General features: G+C 33.2%; 18 protein-coding genes. 6 read left to right on the plus strand and 12 right to left on the minus strand.

Features of this window, described 5'->3' with window-relative positions:
• Positions 1 to 18: 18 nt before the first annotated feature.
• Entirely contained in the window at positions 19 to 783 is a 765-nt protein-coding gene (locus L1276_RS21870; protein WP_253791568.1) for a rhomboid family intramembrane serine protease, read from the minus strand.
• Between the two features lie 162 nt (positions 784 to 945).
• Here L1276_RS21870 and L1276_RS21875 point away from each other — a divergent pair, with 162 nt between their 5' ends.
• Positions 946 to 2,223, plus strand: a complete 1,278-nt coding sequence (locus tag L1276_RS21875; RefSeq protein WP_253791569.1) for a replication-associated recombination protein A — start codon at positions 946 to 948, stop codon at positions 2,221 to 2,223.
• A gap of 12 nt (positions 2,224 to 2,235) precedes the next feature.
• Here the strand turns inward: L1276_RS21875 and L1276_RS21880 are convergent, their stop codons facing one another.
• The 5 genes from L1276_RS21880 to L1276_RS21900 form a co-directional block, all read right to left on the minus strand.
• Positions 2,236 to 2,955, minus strand: a complete 720-nt coding sequence (locus L1276_RS21880; protein ID WP_253791571.1) for a hypothetical protein — start codon at positions 2,953 to 2,955, stop codon at positions 2,236 to 2,238.
• Between the two features lie 2 nt (positions 2,956 to 2,957).
• Positions 2,958 to 3,644 carry a YjjG family noncanonical pyrimidine nucleotidase gene (locus L1276_RS21885; protein WP_253791573.1) on the minus strand — a complete coding sequence of 229 codons (687 nt, stop codon included), beginning with the start codon at positions 3,642 to 3,644 and terminating at the stop codon, positions 2,958 to 2,960.
• 3 nt (positions 3,645 to 3,647) lie between these two features.
• The gene (gene radC, locus L1276_RS21890) at positions 3,648 to 4,337 is read right to left on the minus strand and encodes a DNA repair protein RadC (RefSeq protein ID WP_253791575.1); all 690 of its coding nucleotides are present in this window, start codon (positions 4,335 to 4,337) and stop codon (positions 3,648 to 3,650) included.
• Positions 4,338 to 4,625: 288 nt separating this feature from the next.
• Positions 4,626 to 5,981 (minus strand): UDP-N-acetylmuramate--L-alanine ligase, encoded by a 1,356-nt coding sequence (murC, locus tag L1276_RS21895; protein WP_253791577.1) that lies wholly within the window; start codon positions 5,979 to 5,981, stop codon positions 4,626 to 4,628.
• A 79-nt stretch (positions 5,982 to 6,060) separates the two neighbouring features.
• Entirely contained in the window at positions 6,061 to 6,747 is a 687-nt protein-coding gene (locus L1276_RS21900; RefSeq protein ID WP_253791579.1) for a lipopolysaccharide assembly protein LapB, read from the minus strand.
• Between the two features lie 132 nt (positions 6,748 to 6,879).
• Here L1276_RS21900 and L1276_RS21905 point away from each other — a divergent pair, with 132 nt between their 5' ends.
• On the plus strand, positions 6,880 to 13,110 hold the full coding sequence (locus L1276_RS21905) for an alpha-2-macroglobulin (protein WP_253791581.1): 6,231 nt from the start codon (positions 6,880 to 6,882) through the stop codon (positions 13,108 to 13,110).
• 144 nt (positions 13,111 to 13,254) lie between these two features.
• Here L1276_RS21905 and L1276_RS21910 read toward each other — a convergent pair whose 3' ends face one another.
• Positions 13,255 to 15,399: a S46 family peptidase gene (locus L1276_RS21910; RefSeq protein ID WP_253791583.1), complete on the minus strand. Its 2,145-nt coding sequence runs from the start codon at positions 15,397 to 15,399 to the stop codon at positions 13,255 to 13,257.
• 316 nt (positions 15,400 to 15,715) lie between these two features.
• Between L1276_RS21910 and L1276_RS21915 the strand changes: the two genes are divergently transcribed.
• Positions 15,716 to 16,246 carry an outer membrane beta-barrel protein gene (locus L1276_RS21915; RefSeq protein ID WP_253791585.1) on the plus strand — a complete coding sequence of 177 codons (531 nt, stop codon included), beginning with the start codon at positions 15,716 to 15,718 and terminating at the stop codon, positions 16,244 to 16,246.
• A gap of 117 nt (positions 16,247 to 16,363) precedes the next feature.
• On the opposite strand, the gene obgE is transcribed toward L1276_RS21915, so the two are convergent.
• The 4 genes from obgE to hpt form a co-directional block, all read right to left on the minus strand.
• On the minus strand, positions 16,364 to 17,365 hold the full coding sequence (gene obgE, locus L1276_RS21920) for a GTPase ObgE (RefSeq protein ID WP_253791587.1): 1,002 nt from the start codon (positions 17,363 to 17,365) through the stop codon (positions 16,364 to 16,366).
• A 103-nt stretch (positions 17,366 to 17,468) separates the two neighbouring features.
• Positions 17,469 to 18,743: a hemolysin family protein gene (locus tag L1276_RS21925; protein ID WP_256527428.1), complete on the minus strand. Its 1,275-nt coding sequence runs from the start codon at positions 18,741 to 18,743 to the stop codon at positions 17,469 to 17,471.
• Positions 18,744 to 18,969: 226 nt separating this feature from the next.
• The gene (locus tag L1276_RS21930) at positions 18,970 to 19,542 is read right to left on the minus strand and encodes an adenylate kinase (protein ID WP_253791590.1); all 573 of its coding nucleotides are present in this window, start codon (positions 19,540 to 19,542) and stop codon (positions 18,970 to 18,972) included.
• Between the two features lie 75 nt (positions 19,543 to 19,617).
• The gene (hpt, locus tag L1276_RS21935) at positions 19,618 to 20,148 is read right to left on the minus strand and encodes a hypoxanthine phosphoribosyltransferase (protein ID WP_253791592.1); all 531 of its coding nucleotides are present in this window, start codon (positions 20,146 to 20,148) and stop codon (positions 19,618 to 19,620) included.
• A gap of 209 nt (positions 20,149 to 20,357) precedes the next feature.
• Between hpt and L1276_RS21940 the strand changes: the two genes are divergently transcribed.
• From L1276_RS21940 to L1276_RS21950, 3 genes are all read left to right on the plus strand, one after another.
• On the plus strand, positions 20,358 to 21,632 hold the full coding sequence (locus L1276_RS21940) for a sorbosone dehydrogenase family protein (RefSeq protein ID WP_253791594.1): 1,275 nt from the start codon (positions 20,358 to 20,360) through the stop codon (positions 21,630 to 21,632).
• 215 nt (positions 21,633 to 21,847) lie between these two features.
• Positions 21,848 to 23,938 carry a TonB-dependent receptor gene (locus tag L1276_RS21945; RefSeq protein WP_253791597.1) on the plus strand — a complete coding sequence of 697 codons (2,091 nt, stop codon included), beginning with the start codon at positions 21,848 to 21,850 and terminating at the stop codon, positions 23,936 to 23,938.
• A 30-nt stretch (positions 23,939 to 23,968) separates the two neighbouring features.
• Positions 23,969 to 24,523: a hypothetical protein gene (locus tag L1276_RS21950; RefSeq protein ID WP_253791599.1), complete on the plus strand. Its 555-nt coding sequence runs from the start codon at positions 23,969 to 23,971 to the stop codon at positions 24,521 to 24,523.
• A gap of 95 nt (positions 24,524 to 24,618) precedes the next feature.
• Here the strand turns inward: L1276_RS21950 and L1276_RS21955 are convergent, their stop codons facing one another.
• Positions 24,619 to 25,506, minus strand: a complete 888-nt coding sequence (locus L1276_RS21955) for a type IX secretion system membrane protein PorP/SprF (protein WP_253791601.1) — start codon at positions 25,504 to 25,506, stop codon at positions 24,619 to 24,621.
• Between the last annotated feature and the right edge of the window lie 5 nt (positions 25,507 to 25,511).

Here is a 25,511-nt window from a genome sequence, read left to right on the forward strand (position 1 = left end):
TTAGACACTACTTAAATTTTAAACTTTATCTCCTGATTCTGATTTTGTTACAATATAATTCACAGAAATATTTGAATTAAAAAACGATTCTGTATTTTGAACTTCTTCTTCAACAACCTCAGTATTCACAAAATTACCATCTTCATCAAAATGTTTCATAAAAGGATCTCCCGACGGATCAAAATCAGGTTTTTGCCAATCATAAATTATTGGCTTTGCATATTCGGGGGTTTTGTAATATAAAGAAAGTCCAAATCCGGTAATAAATCCGGCCAAATGCCCTTCCCATGAAATTGTCTTATCTACATCTGGAAACACATACCAAATCATGCCGCCATAGAGAAGAATAACCGATAAGGAAAGCGCAACTAATCGATAATATTTAGTTTGAATTCCTTTAAAGAAAATAAAACTGACCAAAACATAAATCAGTCCACTCGCTCCAATATGAAAATTTTCGCGTCCTATAAGCCATGTTATTAGTCCAGAAAACAAAATTCCAAACACTATAACTGCAAATGACTGTTTTGGATAGAAAAATTGTAATGCAGCTAATAATACTAAAAGCGGAATAGAATTATTATATAAGTGCTCTAAATTTTCATGAATAAAAGGACTAAACAAAACGCCTTGCAATCCCGAAAAATCTCGAGGATAAATTCCGTTTTGGTAAAAATCGAAATCAAAACGAATCTGAATCCAATAAATTATCCATAACAAAAGCACAAAAAATACTGGAAGTCCAATAACGGCATTCGAAAATTTAAAGTAGTTATCATTCATATAGTTTCGGTTCTAATTTCCAGATAGAACATCAAAAAACTATCCAAACACAATCTACTGATATTTTGTCAGCCGCATGATTTTCTGTTAAATGTTTACAATTGAATTCGTATATCTTTTTGGAACCAATAAAATTAATTTTGAAAATAGTAATTTTACAAAATGGAAGCACCTTTAGCAGAGCGTATTCGCCCACGGAAACTAGAAGATTACATAAGTCAAAGTCATTTGGTAGGCCCTAATGGCTCTTTAACACAGCAAATTTCTAAAGGAATTATTCCTTCTTTAATTTTTTGGGGACCGCCGGGAACAGGAAAAACGACTCTGGCACAAATTATTGCACAGGAATCTAAACGTCCGTTTTACGAATTGAGCGCCATAAATTCCGGCGTTAAAGATATTAGAGATGTAATCGAAAAAGCCAAACAAAGCGGCGGACTTTTTACTGCCAAAAATCCTATTTTATTTATTGATGAGATTCATCGGTTCAGCAAATCGCAGCAAGATTCACTTTTAGCAGCTGTAGAAAAAGGCTGGATCACACTTATTGGAGCAACCACCGAAAACCCAAGTTTTGAGGTTATTCCCGCGTTATTATCCCGTAGTCAGGTCTATGTGCTAAATGCCTTTACAAAAGACGATTTAGAGGCTTTGCTGCATCGCGCCATTAAAATTGACAAAGAATTATCATCAAAAAATATAACACTAAAAGAAACAGAAGCTTTATTAAGACTTTCCGGAGGTGACGGAAGAAAATTACTGAATATTTTTGAGCTTGTAGTAAACGCATCATCAAGTGACGAAATAATAATAACCAACGATCGCGTTTTTGAGTTAGTGCAGCAAAACACCGTTTTATATGATAAAACTGGAGAACAACATTATGACATTGTTTCTGCTTTTATAAAATCAATACGAGGGAGTGATCCAAACGGAGCTGTTTATTGGCTTGCAAGAATGATTGAAGGCGGTGAAGATGTAAAATTTATAGCCAGAAGAATGCTTATTTTATCAAGTGAAGATATTGGAAACGCAAATCCAACAGCATTTATCATGGCAAACAATACTTTCCAGGCGGTTTCGACAATTGGTTACCCGGAAAGCCGAATCATTTTAAGTCAATGCGCTATTTACCTTGCAACATCACCAAAAAGCAATGCCTCTTATATGGCAATTGGAAACGCACAGCAGTTAGTAAAACAAACAGGCGATTTACCAGTTCCAATTCACTTAAGAAATGCTCCAACGAAACTTATGAAAGAGTTAGGTTATGGAGAAGAGTATAAATATTCGCATGATTATGCCAATAATTTTGCCGAACAGGAATTTTTACCCGAAGCTATAAAAGAAACGGTTCTTTACAATCCGGGAAGCAATTCCAGAGAGAACAGCAACCGCGAATTTTTAAAGAACCGCTGGAAAGATAAATACGGATATTAATCCGTATTTATTTTAGAATTTTACAGAAATTTTTTCTGAAACTAATTTATCGTTTTGATAATATTCAAAATACCATCCATTGTCTTTTGCATTTAAAGAACCTTGTACTGCATCTTTAATGGCAATAAAAGAATCTGGGCGTGAAGTTTTAAGAAGCTTCATTACAACTTTTGGTGTTTTATCAATTAATTGATATCCATTTTCCGTTGGCTGCGCGTACAACAAATTTGGATCTGAAACATCTACGGTAGGTATTACAGTAGCCGCAACTGGTGCAGTTGTTGGTAATGATTGCGAAGTAATTGTTTTACCATTATATTTATAATGCTGCCCAATAACAGATATAAAAGCATTATCTAAACTTTCTTTGTATGCTGCTTCATAATCTTTCTCCCTGCTTTTTCCTATTTCAGATGTATACACTACTTTTCCATAGCAATCTTTAAGCTCCACAAAAAGTTTAGTTACCAAAAAAGCATTATCTTTTTTCACATCGATGTAAAGAAGCTCACATCTGTCACCTAAACCTGCAGGTATTTCTTCATTTGCATAATAAGCTTTAAATCCAGCTCTAAGCAAATTAGATTTAGTAACTGTAGCCAATCTATACTGATTATCAGTTTTCATAAAATCATACTTTAGTGGAATTATTACAGCTTTATAATCGTTAATAGATTGCGAGAATCCAAGGACTGAACAAAGAAGCAAAGTCAATAAAACTTTTAGTTTCATAATTATAAATATTTTTTAAGTTCTAATAAATGATTAATTTGTTTATAGTTTTTAGGTGTTTCAATATTTCTTATATTAAAAAAAATAGCATCCATACCTGCATTTAAAGCTCCGTTGACATCGGCATCAAAATCATCGCCAATCATGATACTTTTTTCTTTTGATGAGTGAGCCAAATTGACAGCATAATCAAAGATAATACTATTTGGCTTTTTTACGCCTGCTAATTCAGAATTTGTAATTGTCGTAAAATAACCTCCAAGAGCTGCGTTATTAATTTTCTTATCCTGAACATGGGCAAAACCGTTTGTAATAATATGCAGTTTGTATTTGGGTTTTAAATAGTCTAAAACTTCAATTGCACCATCAAAAAGATAATTATTGTCTGTTAAAAATTCGATGTAATCATTTGAAATCTGATCAATGTTTTCGTCTGTCATCGAATAATTCAAAGCGTCAAAAGAAAGCTTTAATCTATTATAACGCAATTCCTGATGTGTAATTTGATCGTTTTGATACAACCTCCAGCATTCCTGATTTATTGGAAGATACTTTTCAATAAAATCCTCAATTTTAATTCCTCCGAAATTGTTTTTAAAAATACGATCAAAAGCCATTTGAGAGTTTTTATCAAAGTCCCATAATGTATGATCTAAATCAAAAAAAATGTCTGTAATATTAGTATTCATAGATTAAAAAATTCCTTCATCTACAAAACTATAATATTTTGTTTCAGTAATAATCAAATGATCTAAAATTTTAACATCTAAAACCTCTCCAGCAGTCTTAATTTTCTTCGTAATCTGTTTATCAGCATTACTAGGAGTTAAATTTCCAGAAGGATGATTATGACACAAAATCAAACCAGTAGCACCATTTTCTAATGCTAATTTAAAAACCAATCGCACATCTACAACTGTTCCGGCAATTCCACCTTTACTTAATTGTGATTTAGAAATTACTTTATTTGAATTATTAAGAAAAAGCACCCAAAATTCTTCATGAGGAAGTTCGCCAATAATAGGCTGCATAATATCAAAGGCATCTTTACTCGAAGTAATTTTTTTTAACTTCAATATATCTTCCGCCCTCTGTCTTCTTCCTAATTCTAATGCTGCAACGATTGAAACTGCTTTGGCCTCTCCTATTCCTTTAAATTTCATTAATTGCGAAATAGACATTTTCCCCAAAGAGTTTAAATTTTTAGCAGAAGCTAAAATCCGCTGGCTTAATGCAACAGCAGATTCATTACGACTTCCAGAACCAATTAAAATAGCCATTAATTCAGCATCACTAAGAGCATCTTTTCCCTTGAGAATTAATTTTTCACGAGGTTTGTCATCTTCAGACCAATCTTTTATCGCGAAATGTAATCCTTCCATATTCGAATTATTTAAGAAGCGAATATATGCAAAAAGAAGAAAAATCTTTCAAAATATCTAAATCATTTCCAAATTTGTTTAACTTTAAAAACTGAGTTATTTCAAATGAAAATTTTACGCATTTCTTTCCTCCTATTTCTTTTTATATCCTGCAGGCACAAGGAAATCACAAAAATTGTTTATTCAAATATACCATTGTGGGACATTATAAATATCAGAAATAAATCACAAAAAAAGCCGACTGTAAAACAGCCGGCAGATTATCTAATTTTCAAATTGACAAATTTTCTAATTAATCAAATCTTTTACTTCATCAAAATTCAAACCTCCGTAATTTCCTGAACTCATTAATAATAGTGCAGAATTATCAAGTTTTAAGTTGAATAAATACTCCTTAAACTCTGTTGGATTCGTATAAATAATTAAATCTTTTCTGTTAAATGCAGTTGCAATCTGCTCATAAGTTACTTCTTCAAGCTGTTTAATTTTTACAGCATCGGGCGAATAAAATACAACGGCAACATCAGCATATTCTAATGCTCCTTCGTATTCTTTTAAAAATTCGGCATTTAAACTACTGTAAGTATGCAATTCTAAACACGCCACCAAAGTTCTGTTTGGATATTGTTCTTTAACCGCTTTAGTCGTTGCGGCCACTTTACTTGGTGAATGCGCAAAATCTTTATATGCCACTTTCCCTTTTCCTTCGGCGATTTTTTCCAAACGTTTAGAAGCTCCTTTAAAGCTGGCTATTGCTTCGTAGAAATCCTCTTCGTCAACACCCATATTTTGGCAGATCCATTTTGCTCCGGCCAAATTATTTAAATTATGTGCTCCAAAAACTTCAATTGGCATATCCCCTTCCGGCGTTTTTAAAAGCGTTACTCCATCGGACACTGAATATTCTGGTGTACTGTAAGGTAATTTACGAATTGGATTTGTTGCTGCTTCAGAAACACGTTTTACTTCAGCATCATTTTCATTATAAACCAAAATACCTCCATTGGTAATTTTTTCAATAAAAATTTCAAACTGCTCTACATAATTCTCATAAGTTGGAAAAACATTGATGTGATCCCAGGCAATTCCGGAAATTAAAGCAATATTTGGCTGATATAAATGAAACTTCGGACGTCTGTCTATCGGCGAAGACAAATACTCATCTCCTTCCAAAACCACAAAATCGTTTTCTTCAGTCAAATGAACCATTGTATCAAAACCTTCTAACTGCGCTCCAACCATATAATCAACCGCAATATTATGATAATGCATTACATGCAAAATCATTGAAGTAATGGTAGTTTTTCCGTGAGAACCACCAATAACAACACGGGTTTTATTTTTAGACTGTTCGTATAAAAACTCTGGATATGAATAGATTTTCAATCCCAATTCCTGCGCTTTTAACAATTCCGGATTATCAGCTTTTGCATGCATTCCTAAAATAATGGCATCAATATCTGCCGTTATTTTCTCAGGAAACCAACCCAGTTCAGCAGGAAGAATTCCTTTTTTTTCTAATCTTGATTTTGAAGGTTCAAAAATAGCATCGTCACTTCCTGTAACCTGATATCCTTTATTATGTAATGCCAATGCAAGATTATGCATCGCGCTTCCGCCAATAGCGATGAAATGTGTTTTCATTTAAATTTCAATTTTTTATCCCGAAGCATCGGGACGAAATTCCATTTATTTCATGAAATTCATCTTTGAGATTTGATCTCTATGCTTCAAATTTTCGTTTTAATTCCTGTGCCTTTTTAGGGTCTTTTAATTTATTCAAATATAAATTATATAATTTTTGAAATGTAACTTTTGATTTACCAATTTCATTTGCTTTTATATAATTTTTTTCGGCCAATGTATATCTTTTAAAGTACTCCTCAATTCTTCCTCTTGACAAATAACCATCTACAGGCGAAAATTGCGCCAATTCATTCGAATATGAAATTGCCCTTAACTCACTCCCTCCCAAAATTCCGGGTAATTGCAAGTAAATTTCGATCAATGCCCATCTCGCCTGAACGTGTTTCGGATTCAGTACAATCGCTCTTTCAAAAGCTTCTTTCATATCATCAACCATTGTAAAAGCCTTAATTTTATTGACCTCCACAGCTCTCATCGCCAAACAGCCGCCATATTTAAAAAAATAATCGGCTTCGGTAGGTTTCAATTCTTTAAGCTTTTTGAAATATGCGGCTCCTTTTACCCATGATTTTTGATGTGCTGCTATCTCTCCTAAATAATTAAGGGTTTTAATATCTAAAGGTTTTGCTTTAAGAATCTCTTCAAAAACAATTTGCGCTTCATCATATTTTTTTGCGTGAAATAACTTTTCTCCTTTTTCAAAATTCGATTGTGACCATAGCAAAATGGGCATCAATATAAAAAAGAACAGGAGTTTTTTCATGTTTCAAAAATAAGGAAATATAAAATGTCACATTTGGTTTTGAGGATAAATTAGTAATTTGTACCAAAATTATTTTTTCGCATATCCCAACCATTTTATAAAAAAAGGCCTCTATATACTAAAAACTGCTTTATGAAAAATATATTATTTGTATTTACTTTGATTTCATCCACATTATTTGCCCAGCAAAATGACAAAAATTGGAAAAAAGTTTTGGCATTTGAAAACGAAGGCAAAATTAAATCTGCAAATGAATTAGTTGCAAAAATTTATAAAAAAGCAACCGTAAAAAAGGATGAAGTTGAAATGATAAAATGTTTTTTTTATCAGGCCAAATATTTACTGGTAATTGATGAAAATGCCAAAACAAAAATCCTCGACAATCTTAAAACCGATATTAATCGTGTTTCAATTCCATCAAAAGCCATATTGACATTGATTTATGCAAAATGCCTCAATCATTATTCAAATTATGACGAATACGCAGTTGTCGTAGACAGCGCTGCAACTGTTGTTGACGAAGCTTCTTTAATTGATGAAGCTGCCGCGACAATTGACACAGCAGCAATTGATGGAATTGCGCATCAGGATTCTTCAATTTATTTAACACCCGAAAAAGAGATTATAGCACTTTACAATAAAACTTTAGAAAACGAAGGTGTACCAAAAAATACACCTTTAAACAATTACGCCGCTATTTTTGAGTTTTATTCGGATAAATTCAAAACTTCAACCTTGTATGATTATGTATTAGATGAAAATATAGCTTTTTATAAAGAAAAAATCAAAAGCTGGAACATTACCTATTCTGATTTCTTTGTGCATTCTGATGAATTGTTAGGCAGTTCTAACTCTTTTACCACACTTAATCTGGATTTTGTAAAGGATGAATATATAAAGAAAACGTTGGAGTTATACCAGAAAAAAGAAAAAGACAATCCCTCATTGGAAAATCAATTTGAGCGTGTAAAATTCTGCAATAGCGTACTAATTCATTCTGATGAAGCTTTTAGCCAATATGTAGACAAAACCGAAAAAATAGCTAAAGATGAAAATCTGCTCCAAAAAATAAAACTTGAAAAAGCAGAACTTTTAGCAAACAAAGCTTCGAAAGAATTTTATCCGAATAATAATATTGAAGCACTCAAAATACTTGATGAGATTATTCAAATCAATAAAAAATCAAATACGGCGAATTTAGCTTTATATAGAAAGAGAGAACTTACTGCTAAATCAGTATCAATTCAACTTGAAAAGTATATTTACGATAATGAAAATACAAGAGCATATATAAGTTATAAAAATCTGAATAGGCTGAAAGTTTCTTATTATAAAATCAATTTATCGCAGGTAAAGAAATTTCAAAAACAATCTGAAACAGCAAGAGACAGCTTGTATAAGTCAACAATAAAAAATCAAACGCCTATAATTTCAGAGGACTATGATCTAAAAAATAAGAACGATTATTTTGAATACAATACCGAACTATTACTTCCTAAATTAACCATTGGAAATTATTTAGTATATTTTGAAAGTGATTCTGACACTAAAAATCAGAGAGCTTTTGCTTATGAAGTGATTACTGTTTCAAATATTTCTGTTTTGGCAACGAGACAAGATAAAATCGAAAATTATCAGGTTTTAGATAGAAAAACAGGCAAACCTCTTGAAAATGTAACGGTAAAATTTTCTACTTCTACTGCCAAAACTGACTCAAAAGGCATCGCATCATTAAAACTGAAAAACGAAAGTTATAATTATGAACCTGTTGAATTTTCGATAGGAAATGATAGTATCTTAATTCACAAAAACTACCTGAGATATATTTCTGATTATAACTTGTCTGAAAATGAAAGAGCAAATGCTAAAATCGAATTTTACTTAGACAGAGCAATATACAGACCGGGACAAACCGTATATTTTAAAGGTATTGCCATTCAAAAAAGCAAAAACAAAAACAGTGTAGTGCCGAACACAACTTTTAAGGTTGTTGTAAACGATGTTAATTATCAAAAAATAAATGAATTTGAATTAACCACAAATGAATTTGGTTCGTTTTCCGGTGAATTTATTCTGCCAAAAAATGGTTTGACAGGTAATTTCCATATTGGAATAGAAAGACCTGATGAATATGAAAAAAAGGAAAATGCATTTAAATTTTGGAACAATGTTAACTTTAATAATTCTACCATTTATTTTAGTGTTGAAGAATACAAACGTCCAAAATTTGAAGTTACTTTTGATGCAAAAAAAGAAAGCTTTAAACTTAACGAATCTGTTAAAATAAAAGGAACAGCAACTGCTTTTGCCGGAAGTAATATTTCTGACGCCGTTGTTAAATACACCGTAAACCGATACACAACGTATTTTAGAAATTATTACGGACACAGAGACAATGAAACTTTAGCTGTTGGAGAAACAAAAACCGATGCTTCAGGAAAATTCACGATTGACTTTACTGCTTCACCTTCAAACAATAATACTAAAGAACAAAGACCCATTTTTAATTATGAAATTAATGTTTCAGTTACAGATATAAATGGCGAAACACATTCGGCAGTAACAACAGTAAAAGTGGGCTATCATGACTTAATTATCGACGCACTTATTCCAAATACTATTGAAACAAAAGACAAAAACGAAATTATTCTAACCAGCACAAACTTAAATGGAGAATTTCTGGCTGCCAAAGGCGAAATCAAATTGTATTTTGTGAGTCCGTTTCCAAATAAATTCAAGCCAAGAATCTTTAACAGACCAGAAATTGAAACTATTTCAGCTAAAGAATTTGAGCGTTTATTTCCGTATGAAATCAATGACAATCCATTTGCAGAGAAATCACCGGAAGTTTTATTGTTTTCAAAGAAAGTAGACACACAGAAAGATAAAAAAATCATTCTTGATTTCATTTCAAACTATAAATCCGGAAATTATAAAGTTGTATTTTCTGCCAAAGACAGTTTCCAAAATGCAATTGAAACCACAACAAACTTCAGCATCAAACAAAGCAAGGATAAATTCCATTCAGACCGCTTATTTTCGGCAGAGCAAATCAATGATGATCCTAAAAAAGATGGTTTTGTACTGGTGAAATTGTCGTCGGTAATTCCTGAACTTTATATTACTGCAAATGGAAACTATCAAAATAAAGTATATTTTGAAGATACATTTCATTTGCAAAATCATGAAGTTGTAATTAAAATTCCGTTGAAAAACGAATTTGAAAAACAGATAAAAATAGGATTTGAAAGCATTTTCGATAATGCCAGTTTTACTGATGCCATAACTGTCGATCTTAAAACCCAAGAACCAAAACTAGAATGGATAGTTGAAACTTTTAGAAATAAAGTACAACCCGGAAGCGCCGAAACCTGGTCGTTTAAATTAAATGGCATAGCTGCAAAAATCGAAGCCGAAGTTTTAGCTTCTATGTACGACAGTTCATTAGACCAATTCACTAAAAAAGACTGGGATATTTTGAAACTTGATACTAACTATTATAATTCAGCTGCGACAAGATCTGTATTAGGTTTTGACATGGCGTATTTATCATTAGAAAACTTAAATGAAATATTCCCTCAAATTGATTTTTATTTTGATGACATCAAACTAAACTGGTTTGGCTTTGACTTTTACAACAGCCGATTTGGTACTGCTCATTCGTCCATAACAATCGCTGAACTAAAAGACAAAAAAGTGGGAGTTGAAACTGATGCTGTTTTAGCAGCAGGCGCACCCCTCGCCGCACCATCTGTTATGAAAGAAGAAAGTATCGAAGGCAGTTTTAAAGCAAGTAAAAAAGCGCCCGGAATACGAATTAGAGGAAATGGCAATATTTCAGGAAATGAACCCATATATATTGTGGATGGCGAAACTGTAACCGATATTAAAAGTATCAACCCGAAAGAGATTCTTTCAATGGAGACATTAGATCCGGAAAAAGCAACTGCACTCTACGGAAGCAGAGCTGCAAACGGTGCAATCATTATTACAACTAAAAAAGCCCTTGAAGCCTTAACTCAGGTAAAAGCGAGAAAAAATCTATCTGAAACTGCTTTCTTTTTACCCAATTTAAAAACAGATTCCAAAGGAAAAGTAAGTTTTAATTTTACATCGCCTGAAGCTTTAACCGCTTGGAAATTCCGTTTATTGGCACATAATAAAGATGCTGTTTCGGGATATTTAGAGAAAAGTGTTATAACACAAAAAGAAATAATGGTCGTTCCTAACTTCCCTCGCTTTTTTAGAGAAAAAGATGAAATTGTGATCAATGCCAAAATTTCAAATATTACGGATCTGGCCAAAACAGGAATTGCTTCTTTACAATTTTTTGATGCAGTCACGATGGAGCCAATTGATGCTAAAATGTTAAACACAAAAAACATTCGAAATTTCACCATTCCATCACATGGTAATACTTCGGTAAGCTGGACAATTACAATTCCTGAAGGTTTACAGGGCGTTCAATATAAAATTATAGCAAAAGCCGGTAATTTTTCAGACGGTGAAGAAAACATCCTTCCTGTCTTAACCAATAATATGCTGGTAACAGAAAGTATTCCGGTATGGGTTCGCGAAAATGCTGCTAAAGAATATACTTTTGAAAACTTAAAAAACAATAATTCTACAACTTTAAAAAATCATCAGTTTACTTTTGAATATACATCTAACCCAACGTGGCTGGCGATTCAATCCTTGCCTTATTTAATGGAATATGAACACGAATGTGCTGAACAGACTTTTGCGCGTTATTATGCCAATTCTTTAGCCTCAGAAATTATTTACGGCAATCCTAAAATTGCAGCTGTTTTTGAAGAATGGAGAAAAAGCGGAAAACCTGTTTCTAAACTGGAAGAAAATGAAGAACTAAAATCTTTAATTCTGGCCGAAACTCCTTGGCTGAATGATGCGCAAAGCGAAGATCAAAAGAAAAAAAACCTGTCTCTTTTGTTTGATTTGGAGAAAATGAAAACTTCTTTAGAAAGTGCTTTTGAAAAATTAAAACAAAAACAAAATACTTCAGGAGCATTTTCATGGTTTGAAGGCGGTTATGAAAATGAATATATTACCAGACATATTTTAGCCGGTTTAGGACATTTAAATAAACTTACAAAAACGGCTGAAAACAAAGCTGATGAAATTGCTAAAAACGGAATTCCGTTTCTAGACACAAAATTTATAGAATACCACAAAACAAGAACTAAAAATTTAAAAGAAATTAATAAGTTAATCTGGATCAACCCGTATTCAGATCTTCATTATTTGTATACCAGAAGTTTCTATTTAGAAAAATATCCACAGTCTGATACTTTGAAAAAAACGATCCAATTGTATCTGGATAAAGCTAAAAAAGACTGGCTCAATTATTCTATTTACGAAAAAGGATTAGCAGCAATAACTCTAAACCGATTTGGTGAAAAAGAAACCGCTAAAAAAATCATAGAAAGTCTAAAAGAAACTTCATCAAACAATGAAGATTGGGGAATGTACTGGATTGCGAATAAATCCGGCTGGTATTGGTATCAGGCACCTATAGAAACTCAGGCTTTATTAATTGAGGCTTTCGCCGAAGTTACTAACGACACCAAATCTGTTGATGCAATGAAAGTATGGTTATTAAAAAACAAACAGACCAAAAACTGGCCAACTACTAAATCTACAACCGAAGCCGTTTATGCTTTATTAATGCAGGGTACAGATTGGCTTTCAGTAAAAGACAATACGATAATAAAATTGGGAGATGAAAAAATCATGACCAAAAAACTGGCAGAAAACCAAAAAGAAGCCGAAACGGGTTATATCAAATTAAACTGGAAAGCCGAAGAAGTGAAAAAAGAAATGGCATCAATCAGCATTCAAAACAAATCGAAGGTTCCCGGATTTGGAGGTGTTTACTGGCAGTATTTTGAAGATTTAGATAAAATTAAAAATAACTCTGGTGCGGTTTTATCAGTTTCAAAAGAATTGTACATAAAGAAAAGCTCTTTAAAAGGAGATCAGCTTCATAAAATTACTTCTAAAGATCCTTTAAAAACAGGCGATCTAGTTACAGTTCGTTTGATAATTACAGCAAAAGAAGATTCAGAATATGTTCATTTAAAAGATATGCGTGCTTCTTCTTTTGAGCCTGTAAATGTACTTTCAGAATATCAATACAAAAATCGTCTGGGTTATTATATGAGTACCAAAGACGCGGCAACACATTTCTTTTTTGATCAAATTAATAAAGGAACTTATGTTTTAGAATATGACATTCGAGTAAACAACAGCGGTGAATTCTCAAACGGAATTACCACAATTCAAAGCATGTATGCTCCGGAGTTTGCAAGTCATACCAAAGGTATTCGGGTTAAGGTTGAATAAAATCAAAGCACAAACAACCTAACACTTTTAAAACCTGTTAGGTTTACTTGATAATAAAACTGAGTCTAAACTCATATTTTAAAAAACAAAAAAGCCCGATAGATTTCAGAAATCTATCGGGCTGAATTTTATAATAAATCGAGATTATTTAGCAATCGTCAATTCATCAATAATATTTTTAGCTCCAGCGTATTTATCGATGATCCAAAGTACATAACGAATATCAACGTTGATAGTTCTTTGTAATTTAGAATCGAAAATAACGTCTCCAGCCATAGCTTCGATGTTACCGTCAAAAGCAATACCAATTAATTCACCTTTTCCGTTAAGAACCGGAGAACCTGAGTTTCCACCCGTAATATCATTATCCGTTAAAAAGTTTACCGGCATATATCCTGCTTTATCAGCATATTGTCCAAAATCTTTTTTCTTGTTTAATTCTAATAAACGTGCTGGTAAATCAAATTCCTGATCTCCTGCCTTATACTTTTTCACCATGCTTTCCATAGTAGTATAATTGTTGATAGCAGCATCGTTACGAGGATCTGCAGGTAAAGCGCGAACTTTTCCGTAAGTTAACCTTAAAGTTGAGTTAGCATCTGGATATTTAATTGCATTTAATTTTGACTCTCTTAAACCTTCAACCAATTCGCGGTAAGCAGTTGCAAAACCATCATCAGCTTTTGCCTGATCATCTGTTTTAGAACGGTATTTTGTCAATAAATCATTAGAAATAATGTACAATGGATCATGTACAATTGCTAATGGTTTTGGATTAGCCATGAATGCTTGTATTTTTTCTTTAGATGAAAAATAACTCATTTCAGCTCCTTTAGTAACATCTGATGTAAAATCACCATTGTTAGCTGCTTTCATAGCTGCAATTTGGGTTGCTAAACCATACTCAGAAGCTTTAGAAGCATATAAATTTAATTGTGCAATTAAAACATCTTTTTCTAACGGCTCATAAAACTCACCGTAGATGTTTTCGATCATGGCATTAATTTTAGGAAGCATTTCTGCTTTTTTTGCATCATTTTCGTTAAAGTAAGCGATTAATGCATTTCCTAAATTTGCTGGTCCTGTTGCGTAACTTGAAGTACGTAAAAGCTGCGTTAAGTAATTATCGTGACGTGCTTTTAAGTTTGTTTCTCTATAGTAATCGTTAATAGTTGGAATTACGTTTTCGTATTTCTCTTTATTTGCAGGTTTACTTGCCCACTCGTAAAATTTATCTTCTTGTTCTGCTTTTGCATCTACTGTTCCTGCTTTTGTTAAAGCATCGATCATACCTTGACGGTTTTTCCAGTAGTTTGCTGTCGAAGCATATTTAGATGCGTATTGTAAACGAACAGTTGCATCTTTATCCATATACTTTTTCATTACATCCATTCCGGTTTTTGCACCTTCAACCCATGCAGGATAAGCAAATTTGATGTTTTGCTCAATTCCTCCTGCCGGCATCCAGCGGTTTGTTCTACCCGGATATCCTAAGATCATTGCAAAATCATTTTCTTTTACACCTTTAATACTTACTGGCAAATAATGTTTTGGTTTCAAAGGCACATTGTCTTTAGAATAAGCCGCAGGATTTCCGTCTTTGTCAGCATAAACTCTAAACATTGAGAAATCTCCTGTTTGACGTGGCCATTCCCAGTTATCAGTGTCTCCTCCAAATTTACCAACGCTTTCTGGCGGTGTTCCCACTAAACGAACGTCTGTATAATCTTGGTAAACGAAATAGTAATATTCATTTCCTTGAAAGAAAGGACGAACAGAAACTGTATATTTTCCGTTTTCGCTATTTTCTTTTTCGATCAAGCTGATTTCCTGCTGAATAACTTTGTTTCTTTCCGTTTCAGTCATTTGATCATTTACTTTTGACAAAATTCTTTTAGAAACATCATCCATACGAACAAAGAAACGAACGTATAAAGATTTTGGTTTCATTTCGGCACTTTTTTGTTTTGCCCAAAAACCATCTTTTAAATAATTTTGCTCTGCTGTAGAAAGCTCAGCAATAGCATTATAACCACAGTGGTGGTTTGTTAAAACCAATCCTTCTTTTGAAACGATTTCAGCTGTACATCCTCCGTTGAATTGTACAATTGCATCTTTCAAACTATGGTGATTAATACTGTAAATTTCTTCGGCTGTTAATTGTAAGCCCATTTTTTCCATATCTCTATGGTTCAATCTTTCGATAAACATCAAAAACCACATACCTTCATCAGCTCTCACCGGGAAAGCCATAAGACACATAGTCAAGAATAAAATTACTTTTTTCATGTTATTTTGTTTAAGTTCTGCGAATATAACTCATTTTAGAAGAGAAAATAAACATTAAAGCAAAAAACAAAAGATATTAAATAGATAATTTGCTGATTTTGCGAAATTCACAATTTAACTAAGATTAAAATAAGTTACCGAAACTTCACAATAAATTATATAAAAACTATTAAAAAACTACTTTAAAAGTATTTTGCTAACATAAATATTGCCTAATTTATAAAAATAAACCTTCATTATAAATTTCATAACATAATCCATTTCTTACAATTTATTTATTCTAAATTTGCCCTTTTGAATAAATAAAACTAAAAAAATGAAAAAATTATTAGCTGCAGTTGTACTTTTTATTACAACTGTTGGAACTGCTCAAAAAAACTCAATCTTATTAGGTGGAAATGTTGGATTCACTTCAGAGAAAATTGGTGAATCTAAATTGGACAATTTTGAATTTTCTCCATTAGTGGGATATCAATTTGCAGATCATTGGACAGCGGGAGTTCAAGGCTCAATCAAAAACACCAAAACAGCTTCGTTAGACAAAACTGAAAAATACAAAATTGGAGGTTTTGTACGTTATTCAACCCCGCTCTATGAAATGTTCTCATTTTACGCAGATTTGGGGGCCGGATATCAAAACACTTCATTAAATAACGCAAAAGGAATATATGCGGGTTTTGATCCAGGTTTATTTATTAATATGAAAAATGGTTTTGGTTTAAATTTTTCTATTGGCGGTATAAACTATGATAATCTGGACGGCAAAAATGACCCAAGGCAACAACGTTTAGGTTTTGATTTTGGAAAAACCTTAAACATTGGTATTTCTAAAAACTTTGGATTATAATTATTTTTAGGATTTCAGTTAAAAAGTAAAATCCTTATACTTTTTGTTTTTTCGCGCAAAAAGTAAAAAACCCGACAATAACAAATTGTCGGGTTTTATATTTTTATAAAAATAATTTTACTCGTTAAGCATTTTCCAAAGTCTATCCTTTAAATCTGTTAAACCTTGCTGTGCAACAGACGAAATAAACATATAAGGAACATCTTTAAAAGAAACGTCTAATTCCGCTTTTAATTCCGCTTTAAGTTCGTCGTCCAGCATATCACATTTAGAGATAACTAAAAGACGTTCTTTGTCTAGCATTTCAGGATTGTATTTTGTTAATTCATTAACCAAAATATCATATTCTGCTCTAATATCGGGCGTATCAACCGGAACTAAAAACAATAAAGTCGAATTACGTTCAATATGGCGAAGGAAATAATGTCCTAAACCTTTCCCTTCTGCTGCGCCTTCAATAATTCCCGGAATATCAGCAATTACAAAAGATTGATAATCTCTGTAAGCTACAATTCCTAAATTTGGTTTTAGCGTAGTAAACGGATAATCTGCAATTTTTGGTTTTGCGGAAGTTAATACAGAAAGCAAAGTAGATTTTCCTGCATTAGGAAAACCAACCAATCCAACATCTGCCAGAACTTTAAGTTCAAGAATAACATCTATTTCTAAACCAGGTAAACCAGGCTGTGCATAACGCGGTGTTTGGTTTGTAGAACTTCTAAAATGCCAGTTCCCTAAACCTCCCTTTCCTCCTTTTGCAATTATTCTTTTTTCACCGTCTTCTGTAATTTCAAAAAGTACTTCGCCGGTTTCTTTGTCTTTTACAACAGTTCCAAGAGGCACTTCAATAAATTTATCATCTCCATCTGCTCCTGTGCTTCGGTCACCTCCACCGTCTCCACCATGTCCGGCTTTTATATGGCGCGCAAACTTTAAATGAAATAATGTCCAGAGTCCTTTATTCCCAACTAAATATACATGTCCTCCTCGACCACCATCACCACCGTCTGGACCGCCTTTTTCTATAAATTTCTCTCTATGTAAATGCGTAGATCCTTTTCCTCCCTTTCCGGAAGAAACATATATCTTAACGTAATCTACAAAATTTCCTTCTGTCATTTTTGTTTGTTTATGTGTAGTTTCAGTTTTCAGGTTTAATGTTCCAAGTTGCGTAACGCAATAAACCTGAAACTTTAAACTTGAAACTTGAAACAAATTCTCTCTACTCTTTAAGTGCTTTTACAAGTACCTTATCAATCTTTACGCCATCCATGTCAACAACTTCCAGGACGAATTTTTGCCAAACCAGTTTTTCCCCTTCTTTTGGAATATGCGAAAGCTCGGTCATAATCATTCCGCTTACAGTGTTTACTTCGTAATCGTTTGTTAGTTCATCTAATTCAAAATACGTTAAGAAATCGTGTAATGAATAATGTCCATCAACCAGCCATGATCCGTCTTCTCTTTCTATAAGCTGAAATTCGTCTTTATAAAATTCAGATGCATCTCCAACTAAAGCTTCAAGGATGTCATTTAAAGTAATCATTCCCTGAAAAACTCCATATTCATCTGAAACTAATGCATAATGCACGCCGGTTTTCTTGAAATTTTCTAAAGCTTTATAGGCCGTAGTCTGTTCCATTAAATAAGGAGCATCTGTCATTATAGAAGCAAAATCAAAATTGTCATTTTCTATACTGGCAAATATATTTTTAAGTGTTACAACACCTACAATATCATCGTAATTTTCGTTGTAAACGGGATAAACCGCATGTAAATCCTGAACGACCAATTCTTTTATTTTAATTCTGTCCGCATTAAGTGGCAGCATGTCAACCGATTTACGGTGTGTCATAAGCGAACTTACTTTTCGGTCTCCAATATGGAAAACACGTTCCACGATATCCTGTTCGATTTCCTGAACTTCACCAACCTCTGTTCCTTCTTTGATGATGGCTTTAATTTCTTCTTCGGTAACTTTTCCGTCAGCAGTTGGTTTTATCTGAAAAATTTTCAATAAAAAATCTGTCGAAGAAGTTAACAGCCAAATAAATGGTGCCGTAATAATCGAAATAATTTTCATTGGCATTGCAACCATTTTTGCAATTGATTCCGGATAGTTTAATCCAATTCGTTTTGGAAGTAATTCTCCTAAAACTAAGGAGAAAAAAGTCAAAACGACAACTACAATTCCAACTGCAACTGAATGTGCATATGGTTTTAAAACTTCAAAACCTCTTACAAATGTTTCTACATCTACCGTGATTTTATCACCAGAATAAATACCTGTCAAAATTCCGATTAAGGTAATTCCGATTTGTACAGTTGATAAAAATTTGTTTGGAGAATTCGCCAGATCCAGCGCTGTTTTAGCACTTTTATTTCCTTTTTTTGCTGCTGTTTCCAGTCTATTTTTTCGTGCCGAAATCAATGCAATTTCTGACATCGAGAAAACTCCGTTTAATAGTATTAGAAAAAATATTATTAGTATTTCCAATGTTTAGTAGATTCGTTATTTGTTTGGTTCGTTGTATATTAGGGTAATCTTATTATTCTTTTTTTGCCCGATTCCCGATAATTATCGGGAGAGGAGCCCGCAGTAAAAAAACTAATTTTTCCTGCCAGAAAACAGTCGACTCCCGAAGCATCGGGATAAGCTCGTTTAATGGTTTGGAAAAATAGTTTTTTTAGTGAGGACTTGTAACGTACAGCTGGATCAGCTTCTACAAATTATCTATAACTGACGTTAAGCGCTCTGTAATTTCTTTTACTTCTCCTATACCGTCTACTGCATGAAACTTACCTTGTTCTTTGTAGTATCCGATTAGTGGAGCTGTCTTTTCATTGTATTCCTGATATCTTACACGAATTTTTTCTTCGTCCTGATCATCTGCTCTTCCGCTTGTTTTTCCTCTTTCAAGTAAACGTGCTACTAAAATTTCGTCATCAGCCTCTAAAGCAATTGTTGCGGTTACGCTTGAACCAATTGTTGGCAAAAATTTATCCAAAGCTTCAGCCTGATCTAAAGTTCTTGGATATCCGTCGAATAAAAATCCTGCAGTATCCGGATGTTTTTTTACTTCGTCAATTAACATTGCGGTTGTTACTTCGCACGGAACTAATTCTCCGTTGTCCATAAAAACTCTTGCTTTTTTACCTAGTTCAGTATCATTTTTTAAATTAAAACGGAAAATATCTCCTGTTGAAAGGTGCGTTAAATTGTATTTTTCTTTTAAAAATTCTGCCTGAGTTCCTTTTCCTGCTCCTGGCTTTCCAAATAAAACAATGTTAATCATAATACGTTTGAGTTGTGTGACTTCTTATTTTTTGAAGAAGTTTAAAATGAATATATAGTTGTGTTTTGTTTAATATTATTCTGCTAATTTGTATATTTCGGTCAGGTTTCGTCCAAGACCATCATAGTCTAATCCGTAACCCACAATAAATTTATTCGGGATTCTGATTCCGATATAATCTATTTTAATGTCTTTTTTATAGGCTTCCGGTTTAAAGAACAAAGTTGCCACTTTAAAGTGTTTTACATTTTGTGCTTTAAATAAATTTTTCAATTCTTCCAGCGTATTTCCTGTATCGATAATATCTTCGATTATTACAACAGTTCTGCCTGTTAAATCCTGATTGATTCCAATTAATTCTTTAACTGAATTTGTTGTTTCAGTTCCTTCATAAGAGGCCATTTTAATGAATGAAACCTCGCATGGGCTTTTATACTTTTTCAGGAAATCAGAAACCACCATAAAGGCCCCATTCAAAACTCCAATAAAAATTGGTGTATCATCTCCAAAATCATCTTCTACCTGAGCCACTAATTTAGTTAAAGCAAAATCAATTTCTTTAGCCGAAATAAACGGAACAAATTGTTTATCGTGAAGTTGTATCATTATTTTTAAATTTAAAATAATGGACAAAGATACAGAATTACAACCAAACTGTAAGTATCAAAAATACACTGTAAGTACATTTTTATGCATGAAGAGTATATTTAATTTTAACAATGTTAAATATCAGTTAATAATTACAAATTCTTTTAAGTCGCTATTTTTAAAATCACTAAATTGTTGTTGAAAAATCATTTAACTCCAAAATACCAATGAAGAAATCCTCACCATTATTTTCTATATCCTTATTAATTTTAATGACTGCCTGTAACGGGCAAGTTAAAAAAGAAGAAAAAGAAGCGCTGGCAAAACAGCCTGGAAATACCGTAAAAACTGCTGTTGGCGACATCACGCTTCCGCCTCCTTATGCTACTGAATCTAAAACGAACAACAGCAAAGTTATTGGATGGCCAAACGGAATTACTCCAAAAGCTCCGGAAGGTTTTACGGTTACGAAATTTGCCGATGGTTTTGAAAACCCGCGTTGGACTTATATCGCACCAAACGAAGATATTTTTGTTGTTGAAAGCGGTACTCGAGCCAGTAAAAACCAAATTACAGTTTTGCGCGATAAAGACAAAGACGGAAAATTTGAAACTCGTGAAGTTTTCATTAAGGACCTCAACAAACCTTTTGGAATGCTGGTTTTAAAAGACTTTTTCTATATTGCCAATACTGATGGTTTATACCGTTATCCTTATAAAAATAATCCGCTCAAACTGGAAACAAAAGGCGAAAAAATCCTTGAACTTCCTGCAGGTGGTTACAACAATCACTGGACACGAAATTTATTAGCGAGTCCTGATGGTTCTAAAATTTATGTTTCTGTTGGTTCCGGAAGTAATGTTGGCGAAAACGGAATGGATAAAGAAGTTCGCCGTGCGGCTATTTTAGAAATTAATCCTGATGGAACGGGCGAAAAAACTTTCGCATCAGGGCTTCGAAATCCTGTAGGAATGGATTGGAATCCTGTAAACAAAGAACTTTGGACGGCTGTAAATGAACGCGACGAATTGGGCGATGATCTGGTTCCGGATTATATTACGAGTGTAAAAAGAGATGGTTTTTATGGATGGCCTTATTCTTATTTTGGAAGTATTCCAGATCCAAGACTGAAAGGCGAACGTAAAGATTTAGTCGAAAAAGCAATTGTGCCTGATGTTCCGGTTGGTCCGCATACGGCTTCGCTTGGATTGGCTTTTTACACGAAAGATGCTTTCCCTGCGAAATATAAAAATGGTGCTTTCGTAGGACAGCACGGATCTTGGAACCGTTCTAAAATTTCAGGTTATAAAGTGCTGTTTGTTCCTTTTAAAGATGGAAAACCTTCGGGAAAACCGGAAGATTTTTTAACCGGTTTTATTTCTGATCAAAATAAAGCTGAAGTTTACGGGCGTCCGGTTGCAGTTACTGTTACAAAAGACGGATCGCTTTTAGTGAATGATGACAGCGGGAATACGATTTGGAAAATTTCAGCTAAAAAATAAATTCCATCCTTACAGCTCTGTCGGGACAAATTCTTTACAGATAATTGAAACACATAGAAACATAGATTTTTAGCTTAAAAAGAAGTTGTTGAATAAAAACCTGTTTTTACACATAGACTGCTATGTGAATCTAAAATAAGTGAAACGCCTTTTTTGCCTCAATCAATACTATGTTTCTACGTGTTTTAAAACTACGCCATTAATTCAGCCTTTTTATGATCTTAAAAAAATATTGTTTTTTTCTTTTTGTGTTTCTTGTTTTTCAAAACATTGAAGCGCAGAAAAAAGAAGGCAAAAGAATTGATTCTGTTAAAACAGAAAAACTGAAAGAAGTTATCATCAGTTCTCTTCATATTGATAACAATTTATTAAACACTCCGGCTTCGATTGGGATTCTTTCCAAAAAAGATTTGCTGCAAAATAACACGACTGATATTACAACGGTTATCAATACAATTCCGGGTGTTTTTATGCAGTCTTCTAATTTTACTACAACCCGAATTTCGATTCGCGGCATTGGTGCACGAACTACTTATGGAACGAATAAAATTCGAGCTTTTTACGGCAGTATCCCTTTGACTTCTGGAAACAGCGAAACGGTTATTGATGATATTGACCTTGAAAACCTCAACCAAATTGAAATTATTAAAGGACCGCTTTCGAGTGTTTATGGTGCAGGTTTGGGCGGTGCGATTTTAATTTCACCCCAACTTTCTAAAAACGGAAATCAAAGTGCGGGAATAAGTTCGGTTTTTGGCTCTTTTGGTTTATTAAAAAACAGCCTGAATTTTGGTTTAGATGAAAAATCAGGAAGTTTAAATATTAGTTATCATAATTTAAAAACCGACGGCTGGCGGGAAAACAGTGCATACAAACGTGAAGGAATTACACTTGCAGGTGAATTATTCAGAAAGAAAAACAGCAAACTGACTTACTTTTCAAATTATACGTATTTAAAAGCTTTTATTCCGAGTTCGATAAATAAAAATGCTTTTGAAAATAATCCAGAATCTGGCGCGCCAACTTGGGTCGCTTCAAAAGGATATAAAGAATACAAATCGACTTTAGGCGGATTGGCTTATGATTTTTCAATCAATGAAAATTTAAAAAATTCTACTTCGGTTTTCATCAATTATAAAGACAGCAACGAGCCGAGGCCTTTTGATATTTTACGCCAATATACTTTTGCAACGGGCGCAAGAACACAATTTTCTGGAAATTTTAAAATTGGAAAAATCAAAAATAACTTTATTACCGGAATTGAATATTTTACGGATGCATATAAAGGCAATACTTTCCAAAACCTGTATCAGCAAAATAATGGTTTGGGAAGTCTGCAAGGAAATCAGCTTACCGAAACGGGACAGAAAAGACATTTCTACAATATCTTTTCTCAATTACGAACTTTACTTTCGGAACAATTTGAAATTCAGGCTGGTTTGAATTACAATAAAACAAATTTCAGCCTTGATAATTATAACGAAACCTCAAAACAGAAATATAGTTATGATGGAATTTTTTCTCCGCAATTGTCTTTATTGTTTAAACCAAATTCACAGCAGACTTTATATTTTTCTGTAAGCCGAGGATTTTCTCTGCCTGCAACAGAAGAAACGCTTACAACTGAAGGAACAATTAATACGAGTATAAAACCTGAAAACGGTTATAATTTTGAAGTTGGCGGAAAATTCTACTTCTTCAATAAAAAGCTTTACACGGAAATTGCAATTTATAGAATGGAAATTAAAGATTTATTGGTCGCAAAACGAGTTGGCGATGATCAATATGTAGGTTTAAATGCCGGAAAAACATTTCATCAGGGAGCTGAAATCACTTTAAATCATAATTGGCAAATGAATCGTTTTCTTTCTCTAAATTCTTATTTGTCCGGATCTCTGGGGAATTATGAATTTAAAGATTTTGTGGACAGCGGTAATGATTATTCTGGTAACAAACTAACGGGAGTTGCGCCGCAAAAAATTAATATTGGTGTAACATTGAATACCAATTTTGGTGCTTATTTTAGTGCCGATTATCAATTTGTTGGTGAAATTCAGATGAACGATGCCAATACTGCTTATTCTGATTCATATACTATTCTTAATTTAAAAACGGGGTATCGATTTGAAATTTTACAAGGTTTAACCAGTCATTTTGCTGTTGGGGTAAACAATGTGACAAATGAGAAATATGCTTCGCTGATACTGCCCAATGCTGTGCCAACGGGAAACTCAGCTCCAAGATATTATTATCCTGGGCTTCCTGTAAATTATTACGGAACTGTATCCTTAAATTATTTATTTTAGATGTATGAAATCAAATCAAAACCAAAAAAAATGCTTTCTGAATTACAGGAAAAACTAGATTATGTAAGTGCTTATCGTGAAAACCGTTTAAAGTGCGCACAAGATGTTCTTGAAAATCCACATTTATTTAATGAATTGGTTTTAATTTGTTTTTCACCCGAAGACAAAAACAATCATAAAGCCTGCTGGATTTTAGAATTTGTATCGTATGAAGAACTAATCTGGCTGCAGCCTCATCTTGATTTTTTCTGTTCTAATTTAAAGGTTTTAAAAGATGAAAGTTCGCTTAGGCCAATTGCAAAAGTGGTACAGCTTTTAGTCAAATCGCATTATAAGAAAAACGAAAACAGCATTTTTTTATCTGAAGAAAATCTCCAGGATTGTATCGAAGCTAGTTTTGACTGGCTGATAAGCAATGTAAAAGTGGCTACAAAAGCGTATTCTATAAGAACTTTACATGTTCTTGGAAATCATTATGACTGGATTCATCCGGAACTTCAAATTATTTTGAATAAAGAGTATGGAGATCATTCTGCCGCCTACAAAGCTGTTGCGCGAGAGGTTTTGAAGAAAATAGAAAAGTAATAAAAATCAAAAGAGGGCATCTGTAGGTGATGCCCTCTTTTTACACTACTCATAAATAAAACTAAACTTCACTTTAGAAACTTTCTAGTTGGGGACTAAAATTTAAAGCGAAGAAAAAATTCGTTAGAGTTTTTAGAACTTGCCATTACTTTACCAGTGTTGGCTTCATAAGCATATCCAAAAGTTAAATGCTGACTAATTGTTATTGCTGCAATTCCTGCATAAGCATTATTGACTCTGTAACTTCCGCCAATTTCAAAAAACTCCTGAATTTGAAGCATTAAATTAAGATCTAAAGAAATAGGCGCACCATTTACATATCTCGCCATGAAAGATGGTTTCAAGAGTAATAAAGTGGTTGTTTCAAGATCAAAATTGTAACCACTGCTTAAATAAACGTGCGGTTTGTCTGTAGCAACAGCGGCGTATCCGTCTTTATCTTTTGCTCGTTCTGTATTTAATATTCTTGGCACAGAAAGCGAAACAAAATATTTATCATTTTTCAACAAAGCTCCTACTCCAACATTTGGATTAAATTGATTGATATTGGTTAAGGCTGGATCTGACTGCGGAATATAGGTTTCTAAACCCGATGTATTTACATTGTAGAAATTTCCTCCTGCTTTAATTCCCAAATATAAATCGGTAAGGGCACCAACCTGAAGTTTATACGAAAAATCAATTCCTAACTGGGTTTGTTTTTCGATAAAGGTTTTATCATATACCATAGAAATTCCTATTCCTATTTTTTCTCCAATTGGTGTTCCAAAAGATACGGCTTGTGTTTCTGGAGCATTTTCGATTCCTGTCCATTGTTTACGGAATGTAGTCGACAAAATAGTTTCTCTGTCTGCACCTGCATAAGCCGGATTTATAACGTTCATTTGGTAACGATACGCTGTTAAAATAGTTTCCTGCTGAGCAAAAAGCATACTACTAAAAAGTAGTAATGCTCCCGCCAATATATTTTTAATTATTTTCATTTCTA

Source organism: Flavobacterium sp. HSC-32F16 (assembly GCF_024171645.1).
Taxonomy (GTDB): Bacteria; Bacteroidota; Bacteroidia; order Flavobacteriales; family Flavobacteriaceae; genus Flavobacterium.

Bases quoted from the DNA above. Each gene is read 5' to 3' on its own strand.
- L1276_RS21870 (WP_253791568.1), bottom strand. From the start codon at position 783: ATGAATGATAACTACTTTAAATTTTCGAATGCCGTTATTGGACTTCCA.
- L1276_RS21875 (WP_253791569.1), top strand. From the start codon at position 946: ATGGAAGCACCTTTAGCAGAGCGTATTCGCCCACGGAAACTAGAAGAT.
- L1276_RS21880 (WP_253791571.1), bottom strand. From the start codon at position 2,955: ATGAAACTAAAAGTTTTATTGACTTTGCTTCTTTGTTCAGTCCTTGGA.
- L1276_RS21885 (WP_253791573.1), bottom strand. From the start codon at position 3,644: ATGAATACTAATATTACAGACATTTTTTTTGATTTAGATCATACATTA.
- radC (WP_253791575.1), bottom strand. From the start codon at position 4,337: ATGGAAGGATTACATTTCGCGATAAAAGATTGGTCTGAAGATGACAAA.
- murC (WP_253791577.1), bottom strand. From the start codon at position 5,981: ATGAAAACACATTTCATCGCTATTGGCGGAAGCGCGATGCATAATCTT.
- L1276_RS21900 (WP_253791579.1), bottom strand. From the start codon at position 6,747: ATGAAAAAACTCCTGTTCTTTTTTATATTGATGCCCATTTTGCTATGG.
- L1276_RS21905 (WP_253791581.1), top strand. From the start codon at position 6,880: ATGAAAAATATATTATTTGTATTTACTTTGATTTCATCCACATTATTT.
- L1276_RS21910 (WP_253791583.1), bottom strand. From the start codon at position 15,399: ATGAAAAAAGTAATTTTATTCTTGACTATGTGTCTTATGGCTTTCCCG.
- L1276_RS21915 (WP_253791585.1), top strand. From the start codon at position 15,716: ATGAAAAAATTATTAGCTGCAGTTGTACTTTTTATTACAACTGTTGGA.
- obgE (WP_253791587.1), bottom strand. From the start codon at position 17,365: ATGACAGAAGGAAATTTTGTAGATTACGTTAAGATATATGTTTCTTCC.
- L1276_RS21930 (WP_253791590.1), bottom strand. From the start codon at position 19,542: ATGATTAACATTGTTTTATTTGGAAAGCCAGGAGCAGGAAAAGGAACT.
- hpt (WP_253791592.1), bottom strand. From the start codon at position 20,148: ATGATACAACTTCACGATAAACAATTTGTTCCGTTTATTTCGGCTAAA.
- L1276_RS21940 (WP_253791594.1), top strand. From the start codon at position 20,358: ATGAAGAAATCCTCACCATTATTTTCTATATCCTTATTAATTTTAATG.
- L1276_RS21945 (WP_253791597.1), top strand. From the start codon at position 21,848: ATGATCTTAAAAAAATATTGTTTTTTTCTTTTTGTGTTTCTTGTTTTT.
- L1276_RS21950 (WP_253791599.1), top strand. From the start codon at position 23,969: ATGCTTTCTGAATTACAGGAAAAACTAGATTATGTAAGTGCTTATCGT.
- L1276_RS21955 (WP_253791601.1), bottom strand. From the start codon at position 25,506: ATGAAAATAATTAAAAATATATTGGCGGGAGCATTACTACTTTTTAGT.